At 70.2% G+C, this 12951-nt stretch carries 10 protein-coding genes; 2 read left to right on the top strand and 8 right to left on the bottom strand.

All coding sequences use genetic code 11. The features are described 5' to 3' along the window. Positions 1–122 precede the first annotated feature (122 nt). From NGK70_RS19155 to NGK70_RS19145, 3 genes are all read right to left on the bottom strand, one after another. Positions 123–1025: a Dyp-type peroxidase gene (locus NGK70_RS19155; RefSeq protein WP_251970079.1), complete on the bottom strand. Its 903-nt coding sequence runs from the start codon at positions 1023–1025 to the stop codon at positions 123–125. 89 nt (positions 1026–1114) lie between these two features. Further along, positions 1115–1963 carry a segregation and condensation protein A gene (locus NGK70_RS19150; RefSeq protein ID WP_251970078.1) on the bottom strand — a complete coding sequence of 283 codons (849 nt, stop codon included), beginning with the start codon at positions 1961–1963 and terminating at the stop codon, positions 1115–1117. Positions 1964–1980: 17 nt separating this feature from the next. Continuing rightward, positions 1981–2181, bottom strand: a complete 201-nt coding sequence (locus NGK70_RS19145; RefSeq protein ID WP_251970077.1) for a DUF3460 family protein — start codon at positions 2179–2181, stop codon at positions 1981–1983. Between the two features lie 108 nt (positions 2182–2289). Between NGK70_RS19145 and NGK70_RS19140 the strand changes: the two genes are divergently transcribed. After that, entirely contained in the window at positions 2290–3222 is a 933-nt protein-coding gene (locus tag NGK70_RS19140) for a CYTH domain-containing protein (protein ID WP_251970076.1), read from the top strand. A gap of 26 nt (positions 3223–3248) precedes the next feature. Here the strand turns inward: NGK70_RS19140 and NGK70_RS19135 are convergent, their stop codons facing one another. From NGK70_RS19135 to metG, 3 genes are all read right to left on the bottom strand, one after another. Beyond that, positions 3249–4955 carry a SulP family inorganic anion transporter gene (locus tag NGK70_RS19135; RefSeq protein ID WP_251970075.1) on the bottom strand — a complete coding sequence of 569 codons (1707 nt, stop codon included), beginning with the start codon at positions 4953–4955 and terminating at the stop codon, positions 3249–3251. Between the two features lie 195 nt (positions 4956–5150). Then, a complete protein-coding gene (locus NGK70_RS19130) occupies positions 5151–5831 on the bottom strand; it encodes a GNAT family N-acetyltransferase (protein ID WP_251970074.1) in 681 nt (226 codons plus the stop codon). 171 nt (positions 5832–6002) lie between these two features. Next, positions 6003–8081, bottom strand: coding sequence for a methionine--tRNA ligase (metG, locus tag NGK70_RS19125; protein WP_251970073.1), 2079 nt, complete (start codon positions 8079–8081; stop codon positions 6003–6005). Positions 8082–8274: 193 nt separating this feature from the next. Here metG and apbC point away from each other — a divergent pair, with 193 nt between their 5' ends. Then, complete coding sequence (apbC, locus tag NGK70_RS19120) at positions 8275–9366, top strand: iron-sulfur cluster carrier protein ApbC (RefSeq protein ID WP_251970072.1); 1092 nt, start codon at positions 8275–8277, stop codon at positions 9364–9366. Between the two features lie 67 nt (positions 9367–9433). On the opposite strand, the gene NGK70_RS19115 is transcribed toward apbC, so the two are convergent. Further along, complete coding sequence (locus NGK70_RS19115) at positions 9434–10045, bottom strand: hypothetical protein (RefSeq protein ID WP_251970071.1); 612 nt, start codon at positions 10043–10045, stop codon at positions 9434–9436. Positions 10046–10064: 19 nt separating this feature from the next. Then, positions 10065–12755, bottom strand: coding sequence for a S8 family serine peptidase (locus tag NGK70_RS19110; RefSeq protein WP_251970070.1), 2691 nt, complete (start codon positions 12753–12755; stop codon positions 10065–10067). Between the last annotated feature and the right edge of the window lie 196 nt (positions 12756–12951).

The following is a 12951-nucleotide window of genomic DNA, read 5'->3' as shown; positions in this document are numbered from 1 at the left end:
ATTGCAACTTCCCGTCACCCCGGGCGCGTCAAGGGGTGGTCCTGGCTCGCGAGGGGCCGTGCCGCGGTGCGCCAGGGGTGGCGGCACTGTCGCGCGCAGGCGACGCTCTGCGGCGCGCAGGGTCAGGCGGTGAGCCTGACGGCGCGCAGGTCCAGGCCCCCTTCGGGGCGCATGGGTGGGCACCAGAAGGTGGCGCCGCCGACGGGCCGGGTGAACTGGAACAGGGCGTCGACGATGCCGTCCTCGGCACCGGCCATGCGCGCGAGCTGGGCCTCGAAGGCATCCAGCCGGGCGGCAAAGGCGGCGAAGAGCAGGCCGCAGGCGGCGCCCTCGGCCCAGGGCATCGAGCGGCGCAGCACGAAGGCCTCGGGGTCGAAGCTCTCCTGGGCGGTGCGCTGCACGTGGGCGCTGGGCGGGACGTCGTCGAGCTCCTCGTTGTCGCTGCGACGCCGGCCGATGGCGTGGTCCTGCTCGGCGGCGGACATCGCGTCGAAGCGCGCCATCGAGTGCAGCCATTGCTGCACGGCCACGAAGCTGGCGCCGTCCAGCCCCGGCCCCGCGCCCTGCACGAAGGCGGTGGCGGGTGCGGCGTCGCCGCTCGGGTTTTCGGTGCCGTCCTCGTAGCCGGTGAGGTCGCGTCCGCCCTGGTGGCAGAAGGCAGCCAGCTCGTGTCGGGGCTCGAAGGCCATTGCCAGCCGGGCCTGCCAGGCGCGCCCGCGCAGCAGCAGCTCACCGGGCTCGCCGCCGCGCAGCCAGAGCCACAGCGCCGCCGGGCTGGCGGGCAGCTCGACGCGGGCGCCGGCCGGCGCGGTGAAGGGGCGCAGGCCCGGAACCGCCGCACCCAGCGTTGCGATCAGGCCGGCACCCAGGCCGACGACGGTGTCGCGCCCGTCGGCCTGGCCGGCCAACTGCGTGAGCGCGGCGCGCGGGTCCACGCCGGGGTGAAGCTCGAAGCTGAGGTAGCGCGCGTGCGCGGGGACCGGGTCGAGGATGCCGGCCTGGTGCAGGCTCGTGCTCTGGCTCATGCGGGGCTCCACAGGGGGAATGGCGGCGAGTGTACGGAGCCGGGCGGGCTCGGGTGGACAGGCTCCGGTGGTCGGCGAGGGCGGTTGGATCAAGCGGGCTGGTACGCCAGGCGCACGTAGATCGGCGCGAAGGCCTCGGCCTGGGTGATCTCCAGCAGGCGCTCGCGAGCGAGTTCAAGCATGGCGATGAAAGTGACCACCAACACCTGGGCGCCGCGCTCGGGCTCGAACAGCTCCTGGAACTCCACGAAGCGCCGGCCGTGCAGCGTGCGCAGCAGGATGCTCATGTGCTCGCGCACGGAGAGCTGCTCGCGCGAGATGCGGTGGTGCTGGGTCAGCCTGGCGCGCTTGAGCACCTCGGCCCAGGCCTCCTGCAGATCGGCCAGGTGGACGTCCGGGAAGCGCGGCTCCAGCGCCTGCTCCATCGTCACCTGCACGCGCAGGAAGTCGCGCCCCAGTACGGGCAGCGCGTCGAGCTGCGCGGCGGCCAGCTTGATGCGTTCGTACTCCAGCAGCCGGCGCACCAGCTCGGCACGCGGGTCCTCGGCCTCCCGACCCTCGTCGCTCTTGCGCGCGGGCAGCAGCATGCGCGACTTGATCTCGATGAGCATCGCCGCCATCAGCAGGTACTCGGCAGCGAGTTCGAGGTTGCTGCGCCGGATCTGCTCGACGTAGTCGAGGTACTGCCGGGTGACATCCGCCATCGGGATGTCGAGGATGTTGAAGTTCTGCTTGCGGATCAGGTAGAGCAGCAGGTCCAGCGGCCCCTGGAAGGCCTCCAGGAAGACTTCCAGCGCATCGGGCGGGATGTACAGGTCGGTGGGCAGCGCGAACAGCGGCTCGCCGTACAGGCGCGCCACCGCGACGTGGTCAACCACCTCGGGCAGGCCATCGGGCGCCACCGGCACCGCCGGCGGGCTGTCGGGGGCAGCCGCCATCCGGGCAGATCAGGGGGTCAGGCCTTGGTCTGGTAGACGTAGGGCTGCTGGGCGACGACCGCCTCGTCGTAGTCGGCCTGGGCGCTGCGGTCCTGCTCACGGTCCCACAGCAGGGCACGGCCTTCGCGCTGGCGGGCCTCCAGCGTCGGGTCCTTGCGCTTGAGCTCCTCGATGAACTGCGTGGTCTCGGATAGGTAGGGCTTCCAGAAGAGCGGCATGGTGCGGGCCTGAACGGGTTGCGGGAGGATTCGGGGCCTGCGCGGCGCAGGACAGCTCGCCATTTTACGGTGGCGCAGGGCGTGTGCGGGGCCGGCACAATCGCCGCCATGCACGAGATCGAACTCAAGTTCCAGGTGGCGCCGGCGGCGCTGCCCGCGTTGGCGCACTGGCTGCAGGCACGGGGCGCTGGCTGCGTGGCGATGCGGGCGCGCTACTTCGACCACCCGGATCGCCTGCTCGGCCGCGCCGGCTTTGCGCTGCGGCTGCGCCGCGAGGGCGGGCAGTGGGTGCAGACGCTCAAGGGCCGCGGCGATGGCGTGATGCAGCGCCTGGAGCACAACGCCACCGTGGCGGACCCGGGCGGTGCGCAGGCGCCCGCCCTCGACCTGGCCCGCCATGCCGACAGCCCGGCCGGGCAGGCGCTGACCGCGCTGCTGGCGGCGGCGGGCTGCGGTGTCGAGGCGCTGCAGCTGCAGTACGAGACGGACTTCGAGCGCCTGGTCTGGACCGTGCGCCACGATGGCGCCGAGATCGAGGTGGCGCTGGACCGGGGCGTCATCCGGGCCGATGGGCGCGAGCTGCCGATCGCCGAACTGGAGTTCGAGCTGCTGAGTGGCACGCCGGCGGCGCTGCTGGCCTTCGCGCGCGGCTGGGTCGAGCCCTGGGCGCTCTGGCTGGACGTGCGCAGCAAGGCCGAGCGCGGTGACCGCCTGGCCCGCCGTGGCGAGGTGCCGGTGGCCGCGCTGCCAGCGCCCGGCGCGGCGCCCCAGGCCTGGATGGAGGCGCTGCTGGTCAGTGCCGCGCCGCTGATGGCCGGTGAGGCCCGGCGCGAGCACCTGGGCGGGCTGTGCGCCGCGCTTCAAGGGATGGCCGCGACCGAGGGCCCGGGCCGCGTCGGGCTGGCAGGCCTGTACGAGGCGCTGCAGCAGCTCCAGGGTGATTCCGAAGCGCAGGCACAGGCCCTGGTGGCTGCGGGCGAGCGGCTGAGGGCCGCGGCGGTGCAAACACGGCTGCTGGACCTGCTGGCGCAGACCGCCTGAGCCCGGCAGCGTGCCAACGCGGCCCGTCAGATCTGCGGCCAGGTTCCGTCGGCGTCGCTTGACGGGCCTGGGCCCGCGCCGCCCACCGCATCCGCCACCTTGGGCACGATGCAATCCGGCCCCAGCGTGGCCTCGAAGCCCGAGCGACGGATCAGCCCCAGCGGCTGCGGGTTGACCTCGGCCAGCAGCAGCACGATGCCCTGGCGGTGCAGCACGCGATGCAGCTGTTCCAGCGCGTCCAGGCCGGAAGTATCCATCGAGATCATGCGGTGCATCTCCAGCACCAGCACGCGGGTGTCGGGCGCGAGGCGCGCAGGCAGTTCCTCGATCTTGCCCACCGCGCCGAAGAACAGCGAGCCGAACAGCTCGAACACCTGCACGCCTGCCGGCAGGGGGCCCTGCGAGTGTGGCTTGACGGTGAACAGCGCGCTCATGCGCCAGATGAAGAAGGCGCAGGCCAGCAGCAGGCCCACCTCCACCGCGATGGTCAGGTCGAACACCACGGTGAGGAAGAAGGTGCCCAGCATCACCGTGCGGTAGGGCAGCAGGAAGTGCTTGAGGCGGGCGAACTCGCGCCACTCGCCCATGTTCCAGGCCACGAACATCAGGATGCCCGCCAGCGCGGCCAGCGGCACATGCAGCGCCAGCGGCGCGGCCACCAGCACGATGACCAGCAGCGTGGCCGCATGCACCATGCCGGCAACCGGGCTGGCCGCGCCGGCGCGCACGTTGGTGACGGTGCGGGCGATGGTGCCGGTGGCGGGGATGCCGCCGAAGAAGGGCGCCACGAAGTTGGCCACGCCCTGCGCCATCAGCTCCTGATTGGGGTCGTGGCGGGGCAGCTCGGTGAGGTTGTCGGCCACCCGGGCGCACAGCAGCGACTCGATTGCCCCCAGCAGCGCGATGGTGATCGTGGGGATCAGCAGCTGCTTGGCCGTGGCCCAGCTGAACTCCGGCAGCTCGAAGGCCGGCAGGCTCTGCGGGATGCCGCCGAAGCGCGAGCCGATGGTCTCCACCGGCAGGTCGAGCAGGACGGTGGCGAGGGTCGCACCCACCAGGGCGACGATGGTGCCCGGCATGTGCGCCGCCCAGCGCCGCAGGTGCGCCCGGATCCCGACCGGGGCCACGTCCATGCGGTAGGACTTCGGCCACAGCACGACGGTGGCCAGGCAGGCGGCGCCGATGACCACCGCAGCCAGGTTGAGGGTGTGCACGTGGCGCGCCAGCACGGCGATCTGGGTGAAGAAGTCGGCCGGCAGCTTGTCGATCTGCAGGCCGAGGAAGTCCTTCACCTGCGACAGGCCGATCAGCACCGCGATGCCGTTGGTGAAGCCGATCACGATGGACACCGGGATGTAGCGCACCAGCGCGCCCAGCTTGAACAGGCCGAGCAGGAACAGCAGGATCCCCGCCAGCGAGGTGGCAATGAGCAGGTTGGCCAGCCCGTAGCGCTCGACGATGCCGTAGACGATGACGATGAAGGCCCCGGCCGGCCCGCCGATCTGCACGTGCGAGCCCCCGAGGGCGGAGATCAGGAAGCCGGCGATGATCGCCGTGAAGATGCCGGCCTCGGGTTTGACGCCCGAGGCAATCGCGAAGGCCATCGCCAGGGGCAGGGCGACGATGCCCACGGTGAGCCCGGCGCCGAGGTCGGCCAGGAACTGCGGACGGGTGTAGCGGGTCAGCGCGTCAGCAAGACGCGGGCGAAAACGGTGCAGCTGGGTGGGGGACATGGAGGCTCCGGTGGGCAGGGCAGGCGGTAGAGCTGCCTGCCGCCGGAGGGCCGCAGTGGTGGACGCGCACCATGAACCGACGCCGCCTGGACATGGACCAGACCTGCGGATGGCTGAATGCGCTACCCCTTGTCACAGACCCGATTGTGCCTGCGTTGGGACCGCGTTGGGCCTGTTCCGGCCGCTGGGTGCCGATCAAAAGATCGTGTGCAGCCGCCGTTTCACCCGCCCCAGCATCAGGTGGCGTTGAACCTGGGCTGGCGTCAGGGGGGGCGCAGCGCGAGGTGGAGGGCTGCCGGGCTGGCGGGCATGCCGGTCGCGGGTCAATTGCAGCAGGAGGGCCGTCTTGTCCGGCAGGTGCAGCACCTCGGCGGCTTCGTAGCCGGCCTGCCCGCACAGGACGTGCATCGCCTCGTTGCGGATGTCGGGCTCGACGAGGATGCGCTGCACCGCGGGGTCCCGGAACAGGTGGTCCGCCGCCGCGTGCAGCAGGTACCAGGCCACGCAGGAGATACCGCGGGGGCGCTGTTCGTGCGGCGCCACGAGCAGGTGCAGGCCGCGGTCGCTGGCCTGCACGTCGCAGTGCTCGGCCAGCATGTCCAGCAGTGGGTGGTAGCACTCGAGCAGGCACAGCGGCGGTAGCGTGCCACCCAGCCGGCCGATGCGAATGTCCTGGTCGGGCTGGCGGGCCAGCCTTTCGTAGGCCGCACGCGCCTGGGCCAGCGACTGATCCTGCATGCCCCAGTGCCGGGCATAGTCCTGGCGCAACCAGCCATGCACCACCGGCATGTCCCGGTCCACGTCGAGGGGGTGGTACTCGACCGTGCAAGTGCCCGGGTACACGGTCACGAAAACGTCGGCAGGGTCCGCGGGCATGGCGATTTGTCAACTTAAGAAAACCTTAAGTTAGCAGGCCACCCCGTGCCCCGCTCCATGGGCACCCCTGGTGGCGGGGGTGCGGCTCTGGATGTGTGCGATTTTTCGCGTTCTCGGCGCGGGGCGGCCGAGGGCACGGCGCTCCCGTCGAGCGGGAACGCCTCGGCGCCTTCAGCGCACCCGCATGCCGGGCTGCGCGCCGGGGAAGGGCTCCAGCACGAAGATGCCGGGGTTCGCCTTCTCGTCGGCGTGGCTGGCGGCCAGCACCATGCCCTCGCTGAGGCCGAACTTCATCTTGCGCGGCGCCAGATTGGCCACCATCACGGTCAGCTTGCCCTCCAGGTCGGTCGGCTGGTAGGCGCTGGCGATGCCCGAGAAGACGTTGCGCATGCGGCCTTCGCCGGCATCCAGCGTCAGGCGCAGCAGCTTGGTGGAGCCCTCCACCGCCTCGGCCTTGACGATCCGGGCGATGCGCAGGTCGACCTTGGCGAAGTCGTCGATCTTGATTTCGGGGGCGATGTCCTCGCCGCCGGGGATGACCTTCTCGGGTTCCGGGGCGGAGGGCGCCTCGAACAGCGCCTCCAGCAGCTTCGGGTCGACGCGCTGCATCAGGTGCTGGTAGTTGCCGATGGCGTGGGCCCCCAGCGCGCGGTCGGCCGCCTTGAAGTCCAGCGGCTCAATCTGCAGGAAGGCCTCGACCTGCGCGGCCAGCGCTGGCAGCACCGGCTTGAGGTAGATGGTCAGCAGCCGGAAGGCCTCGATGCACACCGAGCACACGTCCTGCAGCACCGCGTCCTGGCCGGCCTGCTTGGCGATCTCCCAGGGCTTGTTGGCGTCGACGTACTCGTTGACCCGATCGGCCAGCGCCATGATCTCGCGCAGCGCCTTGCCGTACTCGCGTGATTCGTACAGCTGCGTCACCGCGTCGCGGTGGGCACGCAGCGTGTCGAGCAGCGTCCGGCCTTCCACGCCCAGGTCGCCCGACAGCCGCCCGCCGAAGCGCCTGGCAATGAAGCCAGCGGCGCGCGAGGCGATGTTGATGTACTTGCCGACCAGGTCTGAGTTGACGCGGGCGATGAAATCGTCCGGGTTGAAATCTACGTCTTCTACATGGCTGTTGAGCTTGGCCGCGATGTAGTAGCGCAGCCACTCGGGGTTCATGCCCAGGCTCAGGTACTTGAGCGGGTCGATCCCGGTGCCGCGGCTCTTGCTCATCTTCTCGCCGCCATTGACCGTGATGAAGCCGTGCACGAAGACGTTGTTGGGCGTCTTGCGGCCAGAGAAGTGCAGCATCGCTGGCCAGAACAGCGTGTGGAAGTAGGTGATGTCCTTGCCGATGAAGTGGTACTGCTCCACCGCCGGGTCGGCGATGAATTCATCGTAGCTGCGCGTCTCGCCGTACTTCGCCCGCGGGCCGCCCTTGTCGAAGTAGTTCTTCAGCGACGCCAAGTAGCCGATCGGCGCGTCCAGCCAGACGTAGAAGTACTTGCCCGGCGCGTCCGGGATCTCGATGCCGAAGTAGGGCGCGTCACGCGAGATGTCCCAGTCGCCCAGCCCGCCCTGGCCGTTCTCGTCCTTGGTGAACCACTCCTTGATCTTGTTGAGCACCTCGGGCTGCAGGCGCTCGGCGTCGTGCGTCCACTGCTGCAGGAAGTCGGCGCAGCGCGCGTCGCTGAGCTTGAAGAAGTAGTGGTCGCTGCTGCGCAGCACCGGCGTGGCACCCGACAGCGCCGAGTACGGGTTCTTCAGCTCGGTGGGCGTGTACACCGCACCGCAGCTCTCGCAGGAGTCGCCGTACTGGTCCTTGGCGCCGCACTTCGGGCACTCGCCCTTGATGAAGCGGTCGGGCAGGAACATGCCCTTGTCCGGGTCGTAGAACTGCTCGATCGAGCGCACGTCGATCAGCTCGTTCTTGCGCAGGCCCAGGTAGATGGCCTGCGCCAGCTCGTGGTTCTCGATGCCGTCGGTCGAGTGCCAGTTGTCGAAGCCGATGTGGAAGCCGTCCAGGTACTCCTTGCGGCCCGCGGCGATGTCCGCCACGAACTGCTGCGGCGTCTTGCCCGCCTTCTCGGCGGCGATCATGATCGGCGCGCCGTGCGCGTCGTCGGCACCGACGAAGTGCACCTGGTGGCCCTGCATGCGCTGGAACCGCACCCAGACGTCGGCCTGGATGTACTCCATGATGTGGCCGATGTGGAACTTGCCGTTCGCGTAGGGCAGGGCGGTGGTGACGAAGAGCTGGCGGGTCATGGTGCGTGTGTCTTGCTGCGGGAGCCGGCCGGCGACGCCGATGGAGCGCCGCAGCGGTGCGGCCCAGGCCGTGAGCGGCCGATTCTAGGTGGCCGGCTGGGGGCATGCCGGCGCAGATGGGGCGGCGGCGGGCCCGACGCTAAACTCCGCGGCTCCATACCCACCCACCTGTCTCACCCACTCGTCGCACACCATGTCGATCACCGAAGCCGCGGTCCGTGCCGCCCTCCAGACCGTCGTCGATCCCAACACCGGACGCGACTTCGTGGCCGGCAAGCAGTTGCGCAACCTGTCGGTCGAAGGTGCCGACGTGGCCTTCGACGTCGAGCTGGGCTACCCCGCCAAGAGCCAGATCCCGGCGCTGCGCCGCCAGCTGATCGACACCGTGCGCCAGATCCCGGGCGTGGGCAACGTCAGCGTGAACGTCACCAGCAAGATCACCGCCCACGCGGTGCAGCGCGGCGTGCAGCTGCTGCCGGGGGTGAAGAACATCGTGGCGGTCGCGTCCGGCAAGGGCGGCGTGGGCAAGAGCACCACCGCCGTCAACCTGGCGCTGGCGCTGGCTGCCGAGGGCGCGACGGTGGGCGTGCTCGACGCCGACATCTACGGCCCCAGCCTGCCGATGATGCTGGGCATCCACGGCCGTCCGGAGAGCCTGGACGGCCAGACCATGGAGCCGATGCAGGGCCATGGGCTGCAGGTGATGTCGATCGGCTTCCTGGTCGACAATGACCAGGCCATGATCTGGCGCGGCCCGATGGCCACCCAGGCGCTGGAGCAGCTGCTGCGCCAGACCAACTGGCGCGATCTGGACTACCTCGTGGTCGACATGCCTCCGGGCACCGGCGACATCCAGCTCACCCTTTCGCAGAAGGTGCCGGTGACCGGCGCGGTGATCGTCACCACGCCGCAGGACATCGCGCTGATCGACGCGCGCAAGGGCCTGTCGATGTTCGAGAAGGTCAGCGTACCGATCGTCGGCCTGGTCGAGAACATGGCGGTGTACTGCTGCCCGAACTGCGGCCACGTCGAGCACATCTTCGGCGCCGAGGGCGGCCGGCGCATGGCCGAGGAGCTCAAGCTGAACTTCCTGGGTGCCCTGCCGCTGAACCGCTCCATCCGCGAGCAGGCCGACCAGGGCTGCCCGACGGTGGCGGCCGAGCCAGAAGGCGAGATCGCCGCGCTCTACAAGGTGGTGGCCCGCCAGGTGGCGGTGAAGATCGCCGAGCAGGGCAAGGACTACTCGTCCAAGTTCCCGACCATCAAGGTGTCGAAGGACACCTGAGCGCCCTGATCCGACCGCTCCCGGCCTGCCCGCCCGGCCAGTGCGCCGGGGGCGGGCGGGGCCGCATCTACTTGCGCACGATGCGGATGCGCTGCCAGTAGGCGCGCTTGACGATCGCCACCAGGCAGGGCCGGCTGAGCGCCGTGGCCGCCATCTGGCCGGGGCCGGGGCGGACCTCGCGTACCGGCCACATCAGCACGCCGGAGTGCAGCGACAGCACCCGCGCGGCGGGCTCCACGCTCACGCCCAGCGTGGGCTGCTGGTTCATCGCGTAGACCAGCACCTGCTCGCGCGACCAGCGGATGGCCCGGCCGGCGGTGCTGGCCTCGTCCTGCTGCAGCGTTTCGGTCCACTCCTGCGGCGAGTCGATCGACAGCACCGCGATCTTCTTGCCGGGCAGCGGGCACTGTGCGTGCGAGCGGGTGGCGAGCACCCGCACCGCCTGCACGTGCGGACGGGCGCCCGGCTCGCGGTCACGACTGGCCTGGCCAGCGGCCGGCGCGTTGGCCGGTGCGGCTGCCAGCGCCAGGGCCGGGGTCAGCAGCGCAGCCCCCGCCAGGCACAGCCCGGAGGCGCCCTGGCGGATCCGGTCGCCGCGTTGATGCGGGGCCTCGTTGCGTCGCGGCGCAGGCCGGCGACGCGCTGCAGCCGGGCAGATCGGGGGGGTCGTGCTCTTCATCGTCAAGATGCGTGGCTCCTCATCGCTGCGTCGTCGGTCGTCGCCAACCGCGCGCGCCGCCCTGGCCGTTCGTGCCCTGGGCCGAGATGCCCGACAGCGGGGCGACCTGGAAATCGAGCCCCGACCGGTTGCCCGTCACCTCGATGCCCTGGCCGTCGATCACTGCCTCCAGCACCGGGTAGCCGCCGCAGGCCTCGCCGCGCTGGCAGAGGTAGCCATCGTTGTCGAGGTCGGTGCCCGCGATGAGGGCCACCGTGCGCTTGGGCACGCCAGCGATGCTCCAGCGGTAGCCGGTCGACGTCGGTGTGGCGGTGGCCTGCAGGTCGCCGATCACATCGCCGGTGGCCGGGTCGACCACCAGCACGTAGACCGGCCCGAAGCCGGCACCCCGGCCACTGGTGGTGGACTTGGTGACGGCCACCGGGACGGCGAGGGTCCGCCCCGAGTTCAGGCTCACGGTGATGGTGAGGTAGTTGCTGCTGGCGGCGAGCTTGGTGCGGTCGACGGTGATCGTGTACTGCCCCAGGCCGGTGCTGCCATCGGTGCCGCTTCGAGTGACCGTCAGTGCCGTGCTGCTGCTGGCGGCGCCAGTGTCCTTCTCGGTGCTGCTGCCGCTGTAGGCGAGACTCAAGGTGGCGGTGGTCTGGAAGCTGCCGAAGTCGAACGACGACGGGGCGGCCACCACCTGGCCAGGCAGCGTCGGGAGCGACGCGCCCCCTGCTGCGACCACGGCCTTGTCCGCATTGATCAATCCGTAGCCATAGGACCGGTCCAGCCCGGCGGTGCCCAGGTCATCGGTCAGGTTGCCGTTGGCTAACAGGGTGTCGATCTGTTGGGGCGTGATGCCCGGGTTCACGTAGCGCATCAACGCCATCACGCCCGCCACGTGCGGCGAGGCCATCGAGGTGCCCTGCAGGAAGCCCAGCGTGTGGATGCGGCTGCCTGCGTTGTCGAACGACGCCATGGTGCTGAACACGCCGTCGGGCTGGCCGTTGCCGGTGGTGGACTGGCCGGTGTTGCCACCCGGGGCGGCGACTTTCACTGCCGTACCGGTGTTCGAGTACGGCGCGATGGCCTTGTTCGCCTGGGTGGCGCTGACGGCGATGACCCCGGCGCAGTTGGCCGGTTGGCCGACCGTTGTCGCACTCTCATTGCCGGCCGCCGCGACAACGATCACCCCTTCGCCGCGCGCGGCGGTGATGGCGTTCTGGAAGGCCGTGGAGCAGCTGCCATTGCCGCCCAGGCTCATGTTGATCACATCGGCCCGCTGGGCTGGTACGAAGCCGGAGCTGTTGTTCAGCCGGGCCGCGTAGAGGATGGCGTTGGCGATGTCCGAGGTGCTGGCGCCCGAGCTGGCGCCGAACACGTTGAGCGGCAGGATCTGGGCCATGGGCGCCACGCCGGCCGCGCCGCCACCGTCGTAGGTGGAGGCGGCGATCGTGCCGGAGACATGGGTGCCGTGGAACACCGAGTTGTCGGAAGCTGTGCTCTGGTCGTCACCCGAGGCGGTGCTGGCGCCGCCGACAAAGCTGCGGCCGTTGGAGTACAGCGCCGGCGCGATGTCCGGGTGGTTGAGCACGACACCCGAATCGATCACCGCCACCACCGGGCGCTGGCTCGGCTGGCTGGCCAGCGCGTTGATGCGGTTGATCGCCTCAGGCAGCTTGATCTGCTCGTAGTGCCACTTCTGGTACGGGTAGTAGCGGTCGTTGGGCGGGAAGGGGCCGATCGGGATGGAGGTGGCTGTCTTCTGCAGGATCCAGTCCGGCTCCACGTAGGCGTAGGCGCCGCTGGCGCGCAGGGCCTTGGCGTAGCGCAGCGTGGTCGCCATCGCCTCGATGCGGGCCGCGGCGGTGTCGCTGCCCACCGTGTTGGCGGAGAGGGCCGACTTGCTGCCGCTGTCCACACCGGAGAGCGCGCTCGATCGCCCGCCGCCGGCCAGCACATCCAGCCCGGCGCGGCGCGCCGTGGCGGAGGTGGGCAGGCGCAGGAACTGCGGGCCCAGGCCGGTCGGGGCTTCCAGCCTGACGCCGGCCTGGCTCAGCTGGCTGCGATGCGCCGCGAGCGCGGTGGTACCCAGGGCCATCGGGCTGCCGCTCTGGTGCTGGCGCGCCAGCAGCGCGCTGGTGCCGAAGGCCGCGGTGGCATTGCCACAGGCACTGCCGCTGCCGGGAGCGCCGATGCGCAGGTTGTAGATGGAGGCGCCCTTGTAGGCGTAGGGGTTGACGTAGTAACTGCCGTTGCGGCTGATCTGCACGCACTCGTAGCGGTTGGTGCCGATGGACGAGCCGGCCTGGACACCGGTGCTGTCATAGACGTACAGGTCGACATCATTGACGGCCGGGTCGGCGGCGAACTCCAGCTCCACGACCTGCCCCGCCACGAGGTCGATCTTGTAGACGTCGTCCTTGTCGTGGAGCAGGGTGTTGTTGGCCTGGCTGTTGTTGCCAACAGGCCCGGTCTGCGCTTCGTTCACGGTGCCCGTCAGCAGCACCGGTGTGGCCAGCACCTGCGCGGTCCCGAGCGTGTCGTTGGGCACGTAGGTGCGGTAGGCGCCCGCCGTGTCCTTCTGCGTCGGGTCGTTCAGGTCCGAATCCACCGCCGAGGTCTCGATCACGCTGATCGAGCCGGACAGGGTGTAGCCGCTGCTGCCGTTGCCCCCGTCGTCATCGCTGCCCCCACCCCCGCCACCGCAGGCGGCGAGCCCCATGGAAACACTCAGACTCAGCGCGAGCGCCCAGGCGCCGCTTCTTGGCAGATGCTGTCTCATGTTGTCGGGTCCCTTCCCTGTCGTTGGTGGACATGGTCCGTGCTCGTTCTCACGAAAATGATAATCGTGAAACGCGATGCAACTGCCCGCCGCTGACAGGGGAGCGACGGTGGCCCGGTGAGAATCCCCTGACGGT

The sequence above is a fragment of the Sphaerotilus microaerophilus genome (assembly GCF_023734135.1).
GTDB classification, from domain to species: domain Bacteria; phylum Pseudomonadota; class Gammaproteobacteria; order Burkholderiales; family Burkholderiaceae_C; genus Sphaerotilus; species Sphaerotilus microaerophilus.
Note: the sequence above shows the minus strand (reverse complement) of the source record. Positions and strands in the feature narration are given on the sequence as shown.

Bases quoted from the DNA above. Each gene is read 5' to 3' on its own strand.
- NGK70_RS19155 (WP_251970079.1), bottom strand. From the start codon at position 1,025: ATGAGCCAGAGCACGAGCCTGCACCAGGCCGGCATCCTCGACCCGGTC.
- NGK70_RS19150 (WP_251970078.1), bottom strand. From the start codon at position 1,963: ATGGCGGCTGCCCCCGACAGCCCGCCGGCGGTGCCGGTGGCGCCCGAT.
- NGK70_RS19145 (WP_251970077.1), bottom strand. From the start codon at position 2,181: ATGCCGCTCTTCTGGAAGCCCTACCTATCCGAGACCACGCAGTTCATC.
- NGK70_RS19140 (WP_251970076.1), top strand. From the start codon at position 2,290: ATGCACGAGATCGAACTCAAGTTCCAGGTGGCGCCGGCGGCGCTGCCC.
- NGK70_RS19135 (WP_251970075.1), bottom strand. From the start codon at position 4,955: ATGTCCCCCACCCAGCTGCACCGTTTTCGCCCGCGTCTTGCTGACGCG.
- NGK70_RS19130 (WP_251970074.1), bottom strand. From the start codon at position 5,831: ATGCCCGCGGACCCTGCCGACGTTTTCGTGACCGTGTACCCGGGCACT.
- metG (WP_251970073.1), bottom strand. From the start codon at position 8,081: ATGACCCGCCAGCTCTTCGTCACCACCGCCCTGCCCTACGCGAACGGC.
- apbC (WP_251970072.1), top strand. From the start codon at position 8,275: ATGTCGATCACCGAAGCCGCGGTCCGTGCCGCCCTCCAGACCGTCGTC.
- NGK70_RS19115 (WP_251970071.1), bottom strand. From the start codon at position 10,045: ATGAAGAGCACGACCCCCCCGATCTGCCCGGCTGCAGCGCGTCGCCGG.
- NGK70_RS19110 (WP_251970070.1), bottom strand. From the start codon at position 12,755: ATGGGGCTCGCCGCCTGCGGTGGCGGGGGTGGGGGCAGCGATGACGAC.